The sequence below is a fragment of the Weissella sagaensis genome, from assembly GCF_010306265.1.
Taxonomy (GTDB): domain Bacteria; phylum Bacillota; class Bacilli; order Lactobacillales; family Lactobacillaceae; genus Weissella; species Weissella sagaensis.
This window is the reverse complement of record NZ_BLKA01000001.1, coordinates 500,451-518,868: the sequence shown is the minus strand read 5'-3', so window position 1 is coordinate 518,868 and position 18,418 is coordinate 500,451. Positions and strand designations below refer to the sequence as shown.

Sequence of the window (18,418 nt, the reverse complement as noted above, 5' to 3'; positions counted from 1 at the left end):
CTCCTTCCTTTTTGAACAATTACTGCCTTAGCTGAAGTGCATCCCCCCATCAACCAGCAATGTTTGACCAGTAATATAAGCGGCCTTGGGTGATGCAAACCAAGCAATAACCTCAGCAACATCAGCTGGTGTTCCTTCACGTCCCAAACCAATCTCTGTTAAACAATTAGCTTGCTGTTCTGGTACTGAAAGGCCTTTAATTTCAGCCGTTCTAGCATCAATACTGTCACGTAAAGGTGTTCGTACAATACCAGGACTATATGAGTTAACGGTAATTTGATCACCTGCTAATTCTTTGGCAGCCGATTGTGTTAAACCACGGATACCAAATTTTGATGCTGAATACGCACTTTGAAGCGCAGATGCTTCTACACTAGCTAAAGATGCAGCGTTAATAATACGACCCCCATGTCCTTGTTCTTTAAACTTTGTTGCAGCTGCTTGAATGCCCCAAAAAGTTCCTTTCAAATTGACATCAAATAAACGTGAAATTTTATCCGGAGTAGAATCAATCACTGAATCAATAAATGCGACACCAGCATTATTAACAAATACTGCTAATTCACCTAAATCAGCAGTCACATCTGTAACTAATTGAAAAACTGCTTCACGATCAGCCACGTCTAGAATATAAGCTTTTGCTTCAAATCCTTGCTCACGTAAATCATGCGCAACTTGTGTCACTGTCTGTTTATTAATATCAGCCAAGGCAATGTTAAAACCATCTTTTGCTAATCGATGTGCAGCTGCTTCTCCAATACCTTGTCCTGCACCAGTAATAATTGCTGTTTGTCCCATGTTTTTTCCCCTATGTTCTGTAATTATTCAAAAAAAAGCCCCACCTCTGTTAAAAACAGAAGCGAGGACATCGCGATACCATTCTGATTTGTTTGCCGATTACTCTAACAAACCTCATTACCCAAAATTTTGGGTTAGTCTAATAACGGTGACAAACCGCCTAACGCTTACAATATTGTTCACGCTATGTGATCATCGGCCATTTTTCATGTACAATCTTTGTTACGACTCTCATCAACTGTCGTTTTTCTGTAAACATTTTTGCCATTACTTTCCGAATCATATCATTTTAGTTTTTAAATTAAAAAATACTTGGTAAGCATCAAAAAACACCCTCAAGAAATTAATTTCTCAAGGGCGTTTATCCGCGGTACCACCTTAATTCCTGGTCAAAACCAGCTTGTTATGTCAACCATCATGACTCATAATTGCATAACGAACTTGATATTGGTAGTCAACCACTGATGGTTTGCACATGCTCACCAATCTTTTGCTCCAAGACCATCTTCAACTAGCTTCAATATTTGCTCACACCACCCGCAAATTCTCTGATAATATCACTAGGCTACTCATCTCTTCATCGCTTTTTAATTTGTTTTTAATATAACGTGAATTTTATACTCATTTTTATGAACTGTCAACACTGCGCAGTTGCTTAATTTTTGTTAGGCTAATTATATAGAGAGGGGGCTTTTATTTATGACAAAGCAATTTCGCGATAATTTGATTTTAATTATTGCTCTCATTATGTTTATAGTTGGTATGTTTATAACTGACCATCTCTTTTGGTTACTTTTAATTATTTTCGGACCAGCTTTATTAATAACATGGCGCTTAATAAATATAAACCACTGAAAAATAAACCAACAATTGCTTGGTGGCAGGAATTACTCTGGCAGACTTTTTACCTTATCCTTTTTTTAGTTGCTTACCAAATTAAATTTAGCGAAACTATTTTTAGTTGGCAAACTCTTTCTTTATTTATTATAGGATTATTAAGTGCAGCTTTAGGAAGCTTACATCGGCATTCATAAACACATATACATTAATATCATAAATATCTAAAAAAGGAGACTGGAACAACACGTTCCAACCTCCTTTTACAATAAACAATTTAAATTCATACAATATTGCTTATCAGTTATTTACTTATCTTCATCATCTTCTGCACGTTGTAATAGTTCAGCAACTTCACTTGGTTGTTCCCCATCTTCAGGCACCGTTGGTAAATCATCAGACACTGTTTCGTCTGGATTTACTGTTTGTGCTGTCTCCTCTTCAGGAATAACATGTTCAACTTTAGCAAAAGTTGATACTGAAGAATCATCATCCAAGCGGATAACACGTACACCTTGCGTTGCACGGCCAGTTTCAGAAATTGAATCAACAGTAAATCGAATCATAACCCCTTTATTAGTGGTTAGCATAATGTCTTCACTACCATCAACAACCTTCAAACCAGCTAATGGACCGTTCTTTTCAGTAACCTGAGCGGTCTTGATTCCTTTACCACCACGACCCTTAATTGGATATTGATCTACAGGTGTTTGCTTACCATAACCGTTCTTCGTAATAATCAAAACATGACCATTCTCAACTAGTACTTGCGCACCAATTACATAATCACCTGGACGTAATGTAATACCGCGAACTCCTGCGGCTGAACGTCCCATTGAACGAACTGCTTCGCTATTAAATGAAACAGCGTATCCACCATGGGTACCGATAATGATATCTTGTGAACTATCAGTAATCAAAACGTTAATCAATTCATCCCCATCATGAAGGTTAATGGCCTTCAATCCATGCGTACGAATATTACCAAATTCATTTACTGGTGTTCGCTTTACGACACCCTCACGCGTCGTAAAGAATAAGTAATCTTCACTTTCAGCTGCATCACCACGAACATTAATGATGGCTTGAATACTCTCACCACTTTCAATGCCTAACAAGTTGACGACAGGGATTCCCTTAGCAGTACGACCGTACTCAGGTATCTCATATCCCTTCATCTTGTAAACTTTACCTGAATTAGTAAAGAACAATAGCGTGTCATGCGTTGATGTGCCAATTAATTCATCGATGAAATCATCGTTGTTCACACCCATACCTTGAATACCACGACCACCACGGTTTTGTGCACGGAAATCAGCTTGTGGCATTCGTTTAATGTAACCAGCATGTGTTAGCGATACGATAATATCTTCTTCTTCAATCAAATCTTCATCTTCAATGCTTGTCACGTCACCGATTTGTAACTCAGTACGACGATCATCCCCAAATTTATCTTGAACTTCAAGTAATTCAGTATAAATGATTTCATCAATTCTTTCAGGCTTAGCTAAAATATCTTCAAAATCAGAAATTGAAGCCAACAAACCTTGATATTCTTTTTCAATCTTATCGCGTTCCAAACCAGTCAAACGAACCAAACGCATATCCAAGATGGCTTGTGATTGTTTATCTGACAAAGCATAATCTGACATCAACTTTTGCTTAGCAATTTCTGATGTTTGTGATTGTCGAATAATTGCAATAATTGCATCGATATGATCAAGCGCAATTCGTAACCCTTCCAAAATATGTGCACGTGCTTGAGCCTTACGCAAATCGAATTCCGTACGACGACGCACCACTTTTTGTTGGTGAGCAAGATATGCGACTAACATTTCTTTTAGACTTAATAACTTTGGTCGACCATCTTCAACAGCTAGCATATTAAAGCTAAAGCCAGTTTGCATCAAAGTGTTTTTGTACAAATTATTTAGTACAACTGAAGCTGAGACATCACGACGAATCTCGATAGCAATTCGTGTTCCCTCTTGGTCAGACTCGTCATTAACACCAGTAATACCCTCAATACGCTTATCACGACCTAACTCAGCAATACGCTCAATTAATTTGGCCTTGTTAACCATATATGGCAACTCATTGACGATAATACGTTCTTTTCCAGATTTTTCAGTCTCAATTTCCGTTTTTGCACGAACGGTGACAACACCTTTTCCAGTTTCGTAAGCCTTACGAATACCAGACTTACCCATCACAATTGCGCCAGTTGGGAAATCTGGTCCCGGAATTGCTTCCATCAATTCAGCAATTGTAATGTCAGGGTTCTTCATCAACATATGAAGACCTGAAATGACTTCACCTAAATTGTGCGGTGGAATATTAGTTGCCATTCCAACGGCAATTCCGTTGGCCCCATTGACTAGCAAATTAGGGAAACGTGCTGGCAAAACAACCGGTTCACGATCAGTACCATCATAATTATCTTGGAAATCAATCGTATCTTTGTTGATATCACGCAACATTTCAGTAGAAATTTTACTCAAACGTGCCTCAGTATAACGCATAGCGGCAGCTGGATCACCATCGACTGATCCAAAATTTCCATGACCATCGACTAACATATAACGATATGAAAAGTCTTGTGCCATACGAACCATTGAATCATAAATTGCTGAGTCTCCATGGGGGTGGTACTTTCCCATAACATCCCCAACAATACGTGCCGACTTTTTGTGTTGCTTATCAGGCGTAACTCCCAATTCATTCATCCCGTATAAAATACGACGATGAACTGGTTTTAACCCATCACGCACATCAGGTAACGCACGTGCCACGATAACTGACATGGCGTAATCCAAGAAAGATGTTCGCATTTGCTCGCCAAGTTTGGCGGGTTTAATGCGGCTGTTTTTTTGTTCTTCTTCAGCCATTTGATTTCCTTTCTCTTACTTTAAATGTTTACACAGTAATGAACCTAAACGTCTAATTCAGCGTATTGTGCATTTTCTTCAATAAACTTGCGACGAGGCTCAACCTTATCACCCATAAGCATTGAGAACACTTGATCTGCCTCAATCGCATCATCCATTTCAACACGTAACAAACGACGTACAGATGGATCCATAGTTGTTTCCCATAATTGGCTAGCGTCCATTTCACCAAGTCCCTTGTATCGTTGTATAACTGGCTTTGGTGATGCTGGTAACGTTGGTAACAATGCTTCAAGTTCTTCATCAGCATCCAAATACTGAATAAACTTACCTTGGCGCACTTGATATAGTGGTGGTTGCGCAATATAAATATAGCCTGATTCTAACAATGGTCGCATATAGCGATAAATCAGAGTTAGTAACAACGTACGGATGTGCGCGCCATCGACATCGGCATCAGTCATAATAATTAATTTATGATACTTAGCCTTTGTCACATCAAATTCGCCACCAAAACCAGTGCCCATTGCCGTAAATAATGAGCGGATTTCTTCGTTGGCTAAAATCTTTTCCATTGATGCTTTTTCAACATTCAAAATTTTTCCACGAATAGGCAAAATAGCTTGTGTTAATCGTTCACGACCCTGCTTAGCAGAACCACCAGCAGAATCACCCTCGACAATAAACAATTCAGAAATTTCAGGATCTTTTGACGTATTATCAGCTAATTTACCAGGTAAGTTCGCAATTTCTAGACCTGACTTCTTACGCGTTGCTTCACGTGCACGCTTAGCTGCCATACGCGCCTTACCCGCAAGAATCCCCTTTTCGACAACTTGCTTAGCAATTTTGGGATTTTCCATCATAAAGCGGGCAAAGGTATCTGAAAACATACGATCAACTGCTGTACGCGCATCGGAATTCCCTAACTTAGTCTTTGTTTGTCCTTCGAATTGTGGATCAGGATGTTTAACAGAAACAATTGCAGTTAATCCTTCACGAACATCATCTCCAGAAAGCGCGTCATCGTTTTCCTTTAGAATCTTATTCTTACGTGCATAGTCATTGATGACACGTGTCAAAGCTGATTTAAATCCTGTTTCGTGTGTTCCACCTTCATACGTGTGGATATTATTAGTAAATGATAGTAAATTACTGTGGAAGTCATCCGTATATTGTAAGGACACTTCAACAGCAATATCATTTTCCATTCCTTCAACATAAATAGGCTCATTAAAAATGACATCCTTATTGACGTTTAAGAAATTAACATATTCTTTAATTCCACCTTCATAGTGGAATGACTCAACAACTGGTTCGCTTAAACGCATATCCGTAATCGAAATACGTAATCCTTTATTTAAAAAGGCCAACTCACGAACACGATTCATCAATGTTTTGTAATCAAAAACTATTGTTTCTCGGAATATATCTGGATCGGGCGCAAAGTGAACAATTGTTCCACGTGAAACAGGCGCATCCGCCACGGAAACTTCGTGCATGCTTGTTTTAACATGACCACGCTCAAAGTCCATCGCATAACCTTTACCATCACGAACAACTAATACATCTAAACTTGTTGATAGCGCATTAACAACTGAAGCCCCCACACCGTGAAGTCCTCCAGAAACTTTATAACCGCCACCGCCGAATTTTCCACCCGCATGTAAAATTGTAAATACTGTTTCAAGCGCTGATTTACCAGTTTTTGCTTGTACATCTACTGGGATACCACGACCGTTATCAATAACTGTAATTGAATTATCTTTTTCAATAGTTACTGTAATATGATCCGCAAATCCTGCCAAAGCCTCATCAATACCATTATCGACAATTTCCCATACAAGATGGTGTAGTCCTTGACTTGATGTCGAACCAATATACATACCTGGGCGCTTACGAACCGCTTCTAATCCTTCTAAAACTTGAATTTGACTGGCGTCATAGGCGTCTGCTTGTGTATGCATTTGTGAAACATCTTCTTCAGCCATGATTCCCTCCTTAAACTTAACAACTAGTTATCTTTACTAACACTATCTTCAGCTTCTACTAAATGTCCTGAATCAACATGAAATACTTTTGGTTCATGAATTAATTGTCGCGCTACATCACTTAATGAGGGCGTCGTAATAAACGTCTGTACCTTATCTTGCATAGCAGCTAGTAAATGAGTTTGCCGATTAGTATCTAATTCAGAAAGAACATCATCCAATAATAATACTGGATATTCACCTGTCTCTTCTTTCATCAAATCAATTTCGGCTAATTTAATGGCTAATGCTGTCGTTCTTTGTTGGCCTTGTGAGCCAAAACTAGCCACATCATGCTGATTAACTTCAAAACGCAAATCATCACGATGTGGGCCTAACAAGGTTGTCCCCATAATAATTTCACGTTCACGCAATTGTTCAAATCGCGTTAACATTTCTTGTTTAATTAGTGTCACATCTTGTAAATGATTAACATCAAGCTGTGAAACATAATGGACTTGTAATTTTTCATTATCTTGTGTAATGGCAGCTTGAATTGGTTGTGCAGCATCATTTAATTTAACAATTAAATTTTTCCGTCGCATAACCAATTCACTACCAAAATTGACTAATTGTTCTGTTAGAACATCTAAATATAATTTATCAGTTGCTTGCTTACTTTGTAATTGCTTTAAGTAACGATTTCGTTGTTTTAAAACACTTTTATATTGGTTTGCAATATACAAATATTTAGCACTCATTTGACTAAACTCACGATCAATAAATTGACGCCTGATTGTAGGCGCCCCTTTAACTAAATCTAAATCTTCTGGTGCAAATAAAATAACATTTAATTGACCGATATAATTAGCTAATTTAGCTTGATCTAAATGGTTGATTCGTGCTTTTTTACCCTTACTAGTAAGTTTTAATGACAATGGCACATCACTATATTGTCGTGCTACCGTTCCGGCAACCCGCGCTTCTTTTGCTTGCCAACCAATTAATTCTTTATCGGATGACGTACGATGTGAACGAGTTAAAGCTAAAACATAAATGGCTTCCAATAAATTGGTTTTACCCTGTGCATTTGGTCCTAAAAAGACATTTACACCAGACGAAAAATTGACATTTAAAGTATCATAATTTCGAAAATTGTTTAGTTCTAACGACATTAATTCCATTAGTTTGTACTAGCACCTGTTCCATTAATTACAAAACGATCTCCTGATGGAATTGCAACAACATCTCCTGGATATAACTTACGACCACGGCGATCGTCTGGTTCCTCATTTACCAAGACTGTATTTTCTCGCAAATACCATTTTGCTTGACCGCCAGTTGCAATAACGCTCTCTTCTTTTAATAATTGCCCTAATGTAATAAATGGGGCTTGAATTTGCACTTCTGTTGCCAATGTTTAGTCCTTTCTATCGCTAAAAATAACGACATTTGCACGATTTCATATTAAATATATTATACGCTTTTTTTCAACTTTCCACAATCTCAAAAAGGCACTACAGCCCTTCTCAGGTTGTTTGATAACTTTTAAATAAAAAAGCCGAAAAATGCTTTTTCTTCGTAAAATAGCATTTTTCGGCTTTTTTATATTTTTAGTAAGTTCGAACTGGTGTAATCAGTTGAATAAAGTTTGTTTCATTATTTGTTGGTACCAATGTAAATGGATCCAAAGCGGTCTTAAAACCAATTTGAATTTGCTCATCACCAAATGAACGAAGTGCTTCACGCATATAGTCTGGATTAAATGAAATCGTCAAATCATCTCCTGCAGTTTCAGCAGCAAATATTTGCTCTTCAACACGTCCAATTTCAGGTGAATTTGATGAAATCAAAGACTTTTCACTTGTAATGGCAAATTGAATAACATTTGAACGACCTTCATGACTAAGCAAAGCAGCACGCTCGATTGTTTGTAACAAATCATGGGCATTAATTGTTAGGGTTGTTCGCTTTTCAGTTGGAATTAAACGTGACGCATCAGGATAATTTCCTTCTAATAGTCGTGAATAGAAAGTTGTATTTTCACCTAATTGGAAAATAACTTGGTTTTCAGCAACGCGCACATCAACTTTTTCAACATCATCCAACATTGCTTGTAGTTGTGACAATGAAGCACCAGGTACGATGATATCAGCATTAACATCTGAATCATCAAAACCGACAGAACGTTGTGCTAATCGGTGACGATCAGTCGCAACGGCCGTTAAATTACCACTAGCTAAAATAAAATGAACTCCTGTTAAAATAGGTTGGCTCAATTGCTTAGAAACCGCAATTACGGTTTGACCAATAATTTCATTCAAAGTGTCTGCAGCTAAAGTTAAATTATTTCTAACTTCAATTTCTGGTAAATGTGGGTAAGCACTAGCATCTTGCCCATTAATATCAAATTCTGCATTTTCAGATTGAATTTTTGTTTGTAGCCCTGACGTATTTGTTAATTTAAATGTTTCACCAGGTAATCGTTTAACAATATTTGAAAAGAAATTGGCTGGTAAAACAATCGCACCAGATTCAACAATTTGTAAATTAGCTTCATCATCATTAACTGGAATTAATATTTCAATTGAGATATCTGTATTTGATCCAGTTAAAACAAGACCGGTTTCATCAAGAACTAATTTAATTCCTTGTAAAATTGTCATTGATGTTCGTGATGAAATAGCACGATTAACATTATTCATTGCTTTTATAAAAGCTGCTCGATTAATTGTAAATTCCATTAGATCTCCTTAATGTACAAAATCATAATTATGAAGTGCGTAATGACTTATTTAATTATAAATAAAAAGATAATAATAATAATAAGGGGTGTGAATATTGTGGATAACTCTTATATATACCAATGTACCAAGAAATGGTATATGTATACAACCCTGTGGATAAGTACAAACCATTTTGTCGTTTATTCACAAACGATATTATCATCCATTGCTCAATTCTTCACGAATTTTTTGAACTTGTTCAGCTAAAATACTATCATTTTCGATGGCATTTTCAATTTTTTCAGTTGAATGCATTACCGTCGTGTGATCTTTACCACCAAATGCACGACCAATTTGTGGCAATGAATCCTGTGTTAATTCGCGAGCGATATACATGGCAATTTGACGTGGCACAACAATTTCTTTGTTCCGTTTTTTACCATTTAGATCTTGAACAGTAACATTGAAAAAGTTAGCAACAGCTTCCTGAATTAATGGAATTGTAATCGCACGTTGGCGTTTGAAATTCATCGTTTCTAATATCGTACGAGCAGTTTCAACTGTAATGGGTACATTTGAAAAACGCATTTTTCCAACCACTTGATTAAATACGCCTTCCAAATCACGGACATTTGTATCAACTGCTGCAGCAATTTCATCAATGACATCATTAGGAATACTTAGATTTTCAAGATCAGATTTATTTCTTAGGATAGCAACACGTGTTGGTAGATCAGGCTTGGTAATATTAGCTGAATAACCTTGACCAAAGCGGGTTACTAAACGCATTTCTAATCCTGGTATTTCTTTGGGTAACTTATCAGATGTTAAAACAATCTGATGATTTTCACGCGTAATAGCATTGAAAGTATTAAAGAATTCTTCTTGAATTTTTTCTTTTCCGGCTAAGAATTGAACATCATCTACCATCAATAAATCAGTTGAACGGTATTCACGTTTAAAAGCTTCGGTCTCTTTTTGGCCACGGCGTAAAGCTTCCGTAAAATCATTAATAAAATCTTCAGTTGTAATGAACTTAACATTAGCATTTGGCGTACGTTCTAAAACTTTATTGCCGATTGCTTGCATTAAATGGGTTTTTCCTAAACCAACACCACCATAGATTAGTAAAGGATTCCATTGTGTACCAGGTTTATCGGCTACAGCTTGAGCAACTGCATAGGCTTCGCGATTTTCATCAGATGAAACAAATGTTTCAAATCGGAATTCAGGATTCAAAATTGATTGGGTAACAAATTCTGAAGCTAAATTGGTATTTTTTTGGTATTCCGTTGTTTCACTTTCCTGATCATCGGGTAGATCAAATAGCGTCGTTGGTGTTGGTGAAACATAAGTGACAGAAGGAATGATAAATGTTGGTTTACCAGTTAGATTCAATGTTGCCGTCATGGCAGCTTGCATAAAAGCTTGGTAGTAAGAACTATTTGTATCCAACCACTCTGATGCAACTGGTTCATATGTAGTTGTCAATTGCAAAGTAACAGTATTATTTTCGTTTTCTACTAATTGCAATGGATTAAGTGTATCCACGTAATTGGTAAATGAGAATCCTTGCGAAATTGACTTGCGTAGTTCTTGTTTGATGGCATTCCAAAGTTGGATAGGATCCATTTGGCAACCTCCTTTAGGGATTTAAGATATCTTTTTGTGGGTTTTCCACAGGACGTTTGCTGAGCTCATTTTCATAAGTAGCACAATTCATCAAATTTCATTTTAGCAGTATGTGGATAAGTTTTCCACAAGGAATATGTCAGTAATAGCAACGATTTAAGCTGTTTTAGATAACAAAATGGGATATTAACATGCTGTGGAAATCTAAATATGAGTTATCAACCGGATGTGAAACAAATTTTAGAGTGAATTCTGGAAAATGTGGATAACTTGGGGGAAAAACAAGAAATTTACAGGTAGTTGTTAACAATCTAGGTTTGGTGTATTCATGTTTATAAGAGTTATACACATATCCACAAGGAGAATGGCGAAGAGTTTTACCAATATGTGGAACATGTGGAAAAACTGTGGATTGTGGGGAAAACTCACATAACGCTCTGTTATATTACCTGCCTTTATTAACATAACGCTCTGTTAGATTATGGAAAACTTTCAGACAATTTTGTCGTTTATAAAAAGTAAAGATTTTGCAAAGGTAATAAATGATGGTCCATTGCTTATGAATTAAAATCAGTTTAAATAGTTAATATTCTTGCTTTGATTTGGGGGTAATGTTACAATTGAATACGAATTGTGGTTTGGCCATGCCAACCGCAGGCCAAATCTAACTACGAATGGGAGGTGTATTCATATGAAGCGTACATACCAACCTAAGAAGCGTCACCGTGAACGTGTGCATGGTTTCCGTAAGCGCATGAGCACTAGCAACGGTCGCAAGGTGCTAGCACGTCGCCGCCAAAAGGGCCGCAAGGTATTGTCAGCCTAATTAGGTCAGGCCTTTTATTAGGATTACTGATAATGATCGCGCATGAGTCGGCTATTTTGGCTGATTCATGCGTTTTCTTTTGTCATAAAAAAATTTGGAGCAAAAACAAATGCGTAAGAGTTACCGTGTAAAAAAAGAAGCTGATTTTCAATTAGTTTTTGAGCAGCATCACTCGGTCGCAAATAAAATGTTTATTGTTTACACAATGACGCGTGAACAACCAACCCACTTCCGCTTAGGAATTTCAATTTCTAAAAAAGTGGGTTTGCGTGGTCATGAGCGTGTGTGGGTTAAGCGTCGAATTCGGCAAAGTGTTTTGGAATTTAAACCAAAAATGCGTTCGGATATTGATATTTTAGTAATTGCGCGGCCAGCAGCACATGATCAAGACATGGCGATCATCAAAAAGAATTTAGAACATGTTTTTAAATTGGCAAATGTGTTTGTCGATGAAGAAACGGAATAAAAATACACTATATATGGAGAAAACGAATGCAGACTGCTAAAAAAATGTTTACCATGCGTTCGGCAATTACGGCCTTAATCGCATTAATCATTATGATTGTAGCGGCCGTGATGTATGATGGCCAAGTATCTGGAAGTGGATTTTGGCGTGGTATTATCATTGCTAACTTCTCACGTTCCATTTTAGGAGTATCAGCCTGGTTTGGTGATAATTATGGGTTTGGGATTATTGTCTTTACGGTATTGATTCGTTTATTGATTTTACCTTTGATGGTTTATCAAACGGGTTCAATGCGTAAGATGCAAGAAATTGCGCCTGAACTAAAGAAGTTACAACAAAAATATTCAAGTCGTGATCCTGAAACAATGCAAGCGATGCAAGCTGCACAAAAGAAGTTGTATAAAGATGCTGGCGTAAATCCATTTGCTAGTTTTATCCCGCTTATTGTGCAAATGCCAATTTTGATTGCACTGTATACAGCGATTCGGACGACTAATGTATTGGAAACTGGTACTTTCTTCTGGGTACAACTAGGAGAACGTGATCCATACTTTATTTTGCCAATTCTGGCAGCATTATTTACATTTGCTTCTTCATATTTGGTAATGATGGGTCAACCTGAAAAGAATGGTATGACAACGTCAATGACATATATTATGCCAATCATGATTTTCTTCTTTGCTATTTCTGTTCCATCTGCCCTATCACTTTACTGGGTTATTTCAAATGCATTCCAAGTTGCACAAACTTGGACGATTCAAAATCCATTTGAAATTCGACGTGAGCGAGAATCTAAGAAAGAAGCAGAGCGTGCTAAGCAACGAGCAATTCGTAAAGCTATTCGCAATCATAAACGTTAATTTTAGGATTAGAATCAAGATGAACAATCTTGATTCTTTTTTTATTGCAAAAAAAGATGTTAACCTCTTTTTAATTTCCAAACTCTATGCTGTGAATTATGGTAAAATTAGTCATTAATAATATTTATAAGGAGCGTACCCATGAAAGCATTTCGTGAAATATTGTCTTGGGTGATTCCTATCTTAGTAGGATTACTGATTGCTGTTGGGATAAGGACTTATTGGTTTACGATGGTTAAAGTTGATGGTTCATCAATGGAACCTAATTTAACAAGTAATGAACGTGTTTTTGTTTTTCGAACTGATAAAATTGAAACTTCAAAAATTCATCGTGGTAGTGTCATTGTGTTTGATGCTTATGGTGAAGATCCTTCAGCGACAGAAAATAAAGATTATGTAAAGCGTGTTATTGGTATGCCTGGTGATACGGTAAGTGCTGTTGATGGCGTGATTAAGGTTAATGGTAAAACAGTTGACCAAGAGTACATTTCAGAGGCTGAACAAAAGGCAACTAATACGATTAACGATGTTGGTAACTGGAATTCATTGGCACAATTAGGAAATCGCCAAGGCTGGGAAGGTGATAAAACTATTAAAGTCCCTGCTGGTAAATACTTTGTGTTAGGTGATCATCGTAGTGTTTCAAATGATTCTCGTTACTGGGGGTTTGTTGATGATGATAAAGTTTTAGGTGTTGTAAAAGTCCCATTCTGGGGTAATGAAGTAAAGCGGAATAATATTAATTCAGCTTGGAAATCATATTTTGAATAATTACGAATGAAATAAATGAAACGTTAAAAATTAAGCTAAGTAAAGAGAAGGCCAGAAAATGACATGATTTTCTGGCCTTCTCTTTATTTTTAGCTAAGATACTTAAAATATGTTTCATTGTTGATTGGTAGTGTCGATATTATTTTTTGTATTCTTGATTATTTTTGAATTTGTTATTATCTAAATAATAGATGATTTTATTTTAGGTTAATTGTTGTGATTTTTTTTCCACGAAGTTATAAAAAGAACGCTAAGTCAAGTTTTGGTATGCCGTAGTACACGATGAATGGTGGCTATTTGCATCCTACTTCTTTAGTTTATGAACCGCTTAGATTTTATCACTAACATTTTGATATATTTTAATGAACGTTAAATTTAAACAGCGTATACTAATGCTACAAGGGGGTGGTAAACGATGCAGTTAGGGTTAAAGGCAAGTACGAATAAAACACAAATTGATGATCGTCTACAATATCAACCAGATGTCTTTGAATTTCATTTGGAAGACACGGATTTTACAACGACAGGTTGGCAACATCTTATTAAAATGGTGTCATATGTGAGTGATCAAGTGCCGCATCTTGTTTTTCATCATCCAATGAAATGGCACGATCAACGTTGTGAATTATATACAAATCCAACGATTAATCCAGCATTACATGATTTTGTGATGCAGAGTTCTATAAAATTAATTAAATTGGCACAAGATGTTGATGGTTATGCACTTATTCATGGCGCTTATAAAAATAATTTGCCTAAAATTGTTACGAACTGGTCAACAGTGGCTAAAGCACAAGATGTGGTTTTTGAAAGAATGGCTCAATTGCGAGATATTGCACCAGACAATGTGGTTTTTGAAAATGGTACGTCACCAGTTTATGCGTATGGGGATGTTGAATTTGAAAATCGTATTATTGCGGCCAACCTCCCTTTAGCCTATGATGTGAGTCATACATTTATTTCGTTACATGGTAATAATGATGCCCTTATAGAGAGTTTACAGCACCTTAAATCACAAATTAAGCACTATCATTTAGTAGATTCGATGGGACAACACCATGATAGTTTAACACTTGGCAAAGGTTTAATTGATTGGCGACGTGTTTTAGATGAATTAAATCCACAAGCAAGTCACATTTATGAAATTAATTTGACAGATCAGCAACATTGTCAAGAAATGTTGGCAAGTCATGACTATTTGCTGTCACTACAAAAATAAGACAATAAAGAAGGCCCTAAATCCATTATTTGGATTTAGGGCCTTAAACGTTTTCAGCAAGATTGAAGTCTTAATGTAACGCCATTTTGGTCGCTGCGCACCGTCTGCAAGCCAAAAACAACGTTACACCCCTTGCATCACATTCTTTTTACTTAGGCTGAAGAATGACTTGATCAGCCGATTTAATGAGTTGTAAAGGCGTTTTAAATGCGTCAGAAAGTAAGTCTACTTGGTGATGCATCTGAGTGGCTGGTGCACTAATTAAATTACCTGTCTGTTGTAGTAACCAAATGTTTTGACTATAACGAAAGGCCTGATTTAAATCATGAAGCACCATTAGTACCGTTGTTTGACGCTCTTGCTGCAATTGTTGGAGCGTTTTTAGAAATAATTCTTGAAAATGTAAATCTAAAAATGTTGTTGGTTCATCTAAAATCAACAAATCTGGTTGTTGTTGTAAAACAAAGCCTAACCAAGCAAGCTGTTGCTGACCACCTGATAACGTAGTCATTTCTTTATCAAGTAACGCATCCAGTTGTAATGTTTGCATAACTGCTGGATCTAACGTGTCATTTGCTAATGCTAACAGTTCGCGAACTGTTAATGGTTCAAACAACTGATTGTGCTGGGAAAGTAATGCAATCCGCTTAGGACGGTTTTTAATTGTTCCTGAAGTGGGTAATAATTCACCTGTTAATAGTTGAATTAATGTTGACTTACCGACACCGTTGGGACCAATAAGTGCTGTGATTTGATGATCTGGTAGTTGTACTGATAGATCATGGAATAATTGATGATTATCACGGTTAAATGACAAGTGATTAATGTCGAGCATGATAACCCCCTTTTATTAACATCAAAGCAAATAATGGGCCACTAATAACCAATAGAATTGCACTAGTTGGAAGCTCTTTTGGTGCTAGAATCGTTCGTGCAATTGTGTCAGCATTTAGCAGTAGTAGGCTCCCCCATAGTGCAGTTGGCCAAATTAAATGCTGACTTTTTTTGTTCGGACTCATGAAGCGTGAAATTTCTGGCAAAATAGCACCTAAGAAGAAAACAATGCCAATCAAGCTTGTTAAGGCACCTGTCCATAGACCAACTGCGAGTAAAACAAACCAGGTTGTTTTTTGTTCCGCAATCCCCAGTAATTTTACCTGACGTGTTGGTAAAGCAAAATATCTCAAGTTTGGCCAAATCATGATGAGTAATAAGCAACCTAAAATGGTCATGATGATTAATTGCATAACTTGTGACCAATCTACCGTGCTTAATGTCGGTAGCGGTACACCAAGACCTTCACTAGCAATGTTTGTTAGAGCTTGAAAGGTCATAGCCGTTGCAATTCCCAATAAAACTAGACGTAATGGTGCTTGATTTTTAGGTGAAACTAAGAACCAAGCGATTGTTAGTAAAATACCAGTGATGCCACCAATGACGACATTAAAATCGAGCATGCTGGGGATGATAACGAGAATTGCCATTAATAAAAATTGGCTACCGTTCATAATCCCTAATATTGAGTTATCCACCAAATGATTGCGTAATACAACTTGCATTAGCAAACCACTGACACCAATCAAGGCACCGCTGATAACGGCAACTAAAATACGCGGTAAGCGATAATTAATAATTAATTGCCAAGCGTCAGGTTGTCCATGTAAAACGGCTGCGAGACTGATTGTTGTGCTACCGACCAGTAATGCAATAACCACGCTTATAAGAACTAAACCAGCTAATATAAAACGATAATATTTTTGCATTAGCCCTCCTATTTGTTCAGCCAAGTTTGAATCTGTTTGTAAGCAGCTGGTGCATTGAGATTAGCTGTCATGCTAAAGATTGGTTCATTGGCCTGATAAACGTGTCCTTCTTGAACAGCGGGGATGCTTTGCCAATTGGATTGTTTAAATAAACTATCAAAGCTTTTAAAAACATTTTTCGGCATTGCATGTGCCATTGTAATTATGACAGTGGGTTTGGCTTGTGCAATTTGTTCAGCATTCATTGCAACAAATGGGCTAGAACCTGAACCTATGACATGACCTCCAGCACGATTAATCAAATCACCAACGTAACTATTTTGAGTACCAACGAGGAATGAACCACCTGGCATCCCCATCAGTAACAAGACATTGGGTCGATTTTTGGGATGCTTAGTTGGCATATCTAACTGTGCATTTAACTTTTTAGCAGCATCTTCTTTATGATAGGTTGTACCAAGTTTTGTGATAGCTGATTGCAAATCGGCTAATTTATTAAAATCTAATTGTTGATGCTTAATGTTGTCACTATTTAATTTTTGTTGATAGTCATCAGCAATTGCAGCATCAAGATAAACTAAATCAGGCTTTAATTGGCCAATTTTTTCAAGATTAGGTGCCACGTGGTTACCAACCTTTGGTAAATTACGATACTGTTTTGGCAATGTTTGCTTATTACCTGGTGTTGCAACACCAACTAAAGGCACATCTAATTTATTAAATACTTGAACTTGCGCGTTCGTCGTAGCAACAATACGATCTGTTGTGACACTTTTTTGGGTCGGACGCATCATTAACCAGATCCAGCCGGCACTAATGATTAATAAAACGACTAATAAAATCGATAATATTTTTTGTTGTTTTCGCATCGTAACTTACTTCTTTTTCTTCAAATTAAAGACAAGACCAAGAATGATACCTAAAACTAAACCACCGCCAACGATTGCAACGACGGGTAATTGCTTCCCTTTATCTTCATGTTTCTCTTTAGCAACTTGCGTCTTAGTTTTTGACTTTGACGTTACTTTGGCAGAAGATGAAGATTTACTATTTGCAACACTCGTATTGGTTGCATCTGCATCATTTTGCGTAGTTGAACTTGGTACCGATTCACTTGCACTACTTACAGCAACAGATGAATTACTTTGTTGTGAACTAGTTGCTTGTTGGCTAGAAGTTGATGCAGGAGTGCTTGAAGAACTAGCAGCAGGTGCAGGTACTTTAGAAGCATCTAATACTAAACCAACAATGTAGTTATGGTGATAATTAATACTGTTAACATCAACCTTAATTGCAGCGTTATGACGAGCACTTAGGTTTGATGTGACGAAACTGTACGTAATGGTTTGTGAATTGCCAGATTGACTACGTGAAACATTTGCGCCAGCGCCGTCAATATTTAGTACTTGAACAGGATAGTTACCAAGATCCTTACCGGTTGTAACAGTTGACGTTACGGTATAAGTATTATTACCATTTGGTGTGACTGTGGCAGCGTGCGAAAAGTATGCTGCTGCGTAAGAAGTATTAGATGAGCCATTTTCTAATACTTGCATGGGAACATTATAAGATTCCGCATGTACAGCTGTTTGCATACCAGACATACAAAAAATCATGGCAAATAGTCCAAGTAATGAACGAAGAGATTTATTATTAATCATT

General features: G+C 36.9%; 16 protein-coding genes and 1 other annotated feature. Of the genes, 5 read left to right on the top strand and 11 right to left on the bottom strand.

The window, feature by feature from the left end:
* Positions 1–27 precede the first annotated feature (27 nt).
* From G7Y65_RS02620 to dnaA, 7 genes are all read right to left on the bottom strand, one after another.
* On the bottom strand, positions 28–798 hold the full coding sequence (locus G7Y65_RS02620) for an acetoin reductase (RefSeq protein WP_042492342.1): 771 nt from the start codon (positions 796–798) through the stop codon (positions 28–30).
* Positions 799–852: 54 nt separating this feature from the next.
* Positions 853–1,090: a binding site (T-box leader), on the bottom strand.
* An 853-nt stretch (positions 1,091–1,943) separates the two neighbouring features.
* Positions 1,944–4,523 carry a DNA gyrase subunit A gene (gene gyrA / locus G7Y65_RS02615; protein ID WP_137600332.1) on the bottom strand — a complete coding sequence of 860 codons (2,580 nt, stop codon included), beginning with the start codon at positions 4,521–4,523 and terminating at the stop codon, positions 1,944–1,946.
* A gap of 44 nt (positions 4,524–4,567) precedes the next feature.
* Positions 4,568–6,514 (bottom strand): DNA topoisomerase (ATP-hydrolyzing) subunit B, encoded by a 1,947-nt coding sequence (gyrB, locus tag G7Y65_RS02610; protein WP_042492338.1) that lies wholly within the window; start codon positions 6,512–6,514, stop codon positions 4,568–4,570.
* A 23-nt stretch (positions 6,515–6,537) separates the two neighbouring features.
* Complete coding sequence (gene recF, locus G7Y65_RS02605) at positions 6,538–7,677, bottom strand: DNA replication/repair protein RecF (protein ID WP_042492337.1); 1,140 nt, start codon at positions 7,675–7,677, stop codon at positions 6,538–6,540.
* Entirely contained in the window at positions 7,677–7,910 is a 234-nt protein-coding gene (yaaA, locus tag G7Y65_RS02600; protein ID WP_042492335.1) for a S4 domain-containing protein YaaA, read from the bottom strand. The genes recF and yaaA overlap by 1 nt, the downstream gene beginning before the upstream one ends.
* A 196-nt stretch (positions 7,911–8,106) precedes the next feature.
* Positions 8,107–9,237, bottom strand: coding sequence for a DNA polymerase III subunit beta (gene dnaN, locus G7Y65_RS02595; protein WP_042492332.1), 1,131 nt, complete (start codon positions 9,235–9,237; stop codon positions 8,107–8,109).
* A 201-nt stretch (positions 9,238–9,438) separates the two neighbouring features.
* Entirely contained in the window at positions 9,439–10,851 is a 1,413-nt protein-coding gene (gene dnaA / locus G7Y65_RS02590; RefSeq protein WP_042492330.1) for a chromosomal replication initiator protein DnaA, read from the bottom strand.
* 691 nt (positions 10,852–11,542) lie between these two features.
* Between dnaA and rpmH the strand changes: the two genes are divergently transcribed.
* The 5 genes from rpmH to G7Y65_RS02565 all read left to right on the top strand — a co-directional run bounded on the left by rpmH (position 11,543) and on the right by G7Y65_RS02565 (position 14,993).
* On the top strand, positions 11,543–11,677 hold the full coding sequence (rpmH, locus tag G7Y65_RS02585; protein WP_002828338.1) for a 50S ribosomal protein L34: 135 nt from the start codon (positions 11,543–11,545) through the stop codon (positions 11,675–11,677).
* A 109-nt stretch (positions 11,678–11,786) separates the two neighbouring features.
* Positions 11,787–12,143, top strand: a complete 357-nt coding sequence (rnpA, locus tag G7Y65_RS02580) for a ribonuclease P protein component (RefSeq protein WP_042492326.1) — start codon at positions 11,787–11,789, stop codon at positions 12,141–12,143.
* Between the two features lie 26 nt (positions 12,144–12,169).
* Positions 12,170–13,003 carry a YidC/Oxa1 family membrane protein insertase gene (locus tag G7Y65_RS02575; RefSeq protein WP_042492325.1) on the top strand — a complete coding sequence of 278 codons (834 nt, stop codon included), beginning with the start codon at positions 12,170–12,172 and terminating at the stop codon, positions 13,001–13,003.
* A 141-nt stretch (positions 13,004–13,144) separates the two neighbouring features.
* Complete coding sequence (gene lepB / locus G7Y65_RS02570) at positions 13,145–13,774, top strand: signal peptidase I (RefSeq protein ID WP_042492322.1); 630 nt, start codon at positions 13,145–13,147, stop codon at positions 13,772–13,774.
* 415 nt (positions 13,775–14,189) lie between these two features.
* Complete coding sequence (locus tag G7Y65_RS02565) at positions 14,190–14,993, top strand: sugar phosphate isomerase/epimerase family protein (protein ID WP_042492321.1); 804 nt, start codon at positions 14,190–14,192, stop codon at positions 14,991–14,993.
* A gap of 148 nt (positions 14,994–15,141) precedes the next feature.
* Here the strand turns inward: G7Y65_RS02565 and G7Y65_RS02560 are convergent, their stop codons facing one another.
* Genes G7Y65_RS02560 through G7Y65_RS02545 form a run of 4 tightly spaced genes read right to left on the bottom strand, consistent with a single transcriptional unit; the run spans position 15,142 to position 18,417 of the window.
* Complete coding sequence (locus G7Y65_RS02560; RefSeq protein ID WP_042492320.1) at positions 15,142–15,828, bottom strand: ABC transporter ATP-binding protein; 687 nt, start codon at positions 15,826–15,828, stop codon at positions 15,142–15,144.
* Entirely contained in the window at positions 15,815–16,756 is a 942-nt protein-coding gene (locus tag G7Y65_RS02555; RefSeq protein WP_042492317.1) for a FecCD family ABC transporter permease, read from the bottom strand. The genes G7Y65_RS02560 and G7Y65_RS02555 overlap by 14 nt, the downstream gene beginning before the upstream one ends.
* Positions 16,757–16,764: 8 nt before the next feature.
* Entirely contained in the window at positions 16,765–17,625 is an 861-nt protein-coding gene (locus G7Y65_RS02550; RefSeq protein WP_165314523.1) for an ABC transporter substrate-binding protein, read from the bottom strand.
* 6 nt (positions 17,626–17,631) lie between these two features.
* Positions 17,632–18,417: an NEAT domain-containing protein gene (locus G7Y65_RS02545; protein ID WP_165314522.1), complete on the bottom strand. Its 786-nt coding sequence runs from the start codon at positions 18,415–18,417 to the stop codon at positions 17,632–17,634.
* Between the last annotated feature and the right edge of the window lies 1 nt (position 18,418).

Coding starts and splice junctions, on each gene's coding strand:
- G7Y65_RS02620 (WP_042492342.1), bottom strand. CDS start 798: ATGGGACAAACAGCAATTATTACTGGTGCAGGACAAGGTATTGGAGAA.
- gyrA (WP_137600332.1), bottom strand. CDS start 4,523: ATGGCTGAAGAAGAACAAAAAAACAGCCGCATTAAACCCGCCAAACTT.
- gyrB (WP_042492338.1), bottom strand. CDS start 6,514: ATGGCTGAAGAAGATGTTTCACAAATGCATACACAAGCAGACGCCTAT.
- recF (WP_042492337.1), bottom strand. CDS start 7,677: ATGGAATTAATGTCGTTAGAACTAAACAATTTTCGAAATTATGATACT.
- dnaN (WP_042492332.1), bottom strand. CDS start 9,237: ATGGAATTTACAATTAATCGAGCAGCTTTTATAAAAGCAATGAATAAT.
- dnaA (WP_042492330.1), bottom strand. CDS start 10,851: ATGGATCCTATCCAACTTTGGAATGCCATCAAACAAGAACTACGCAAG.
- rpmH (WP_002828338.1), top strand. CDS start 11,543: ATGAAGCGTACATACCAACCTAAGAAGCGTCACCGTGAACGTGTGCAT.
- rnpA (WP_042492326.1), top strand. CDS start 11,787: ATGCGTAAGAGTTACCGTGTAAAAAAAGAAGCTGATTTTCAATTAGTT.
- G7Y65_RS02575 (WP_042492325.1), top strand. CDS start 12,170: ATGCAGACTGCTAAAAAAATGTTTACCATGCGTTCGGCAATTACGGCC.
- lepB (WP_042492322.1), top strand. CDS start 13,145: ATGAAAGCATTTCGTGAAATATTGTCTTGGGTGATTCCTATCTTAGTA.
- G7Y65_RS02565 (WP_042492321.1), top strand. CDS start 14,190: ATGCAGTTAGGGTTAAAGGCAAGTACGAATAAAACACAAATTGATGAT.
- G7Y65_RS02560 (WP_042492320.1), bottom strand. CDS start 15,828: ATGCTCGACATTAATCACTTGTCATTTAACCGTGATAATCATCAATTA.
- G7Y65_RS02555 (WP_042492317.1), bottom strand. CDS start 16,756: ATGCAAAAATATTATCGTTTTATATTAGCTGGTTTAGTTCTTATAAGC.
- G7Y65_RS02550 (WP_165314523.1), bottom strand. CDS start 17,625: ATGCGAAAACAACAAAAAATATTATCGATTTTATTAGTCGTTTTATTA.
- G7Y65_RS02545 (WP_165314522.1), bottom strand. CDS start 18,417: ATGATTAATAATAAATCTCTTCGTTCATTACTTGGACTATTTGCCATG.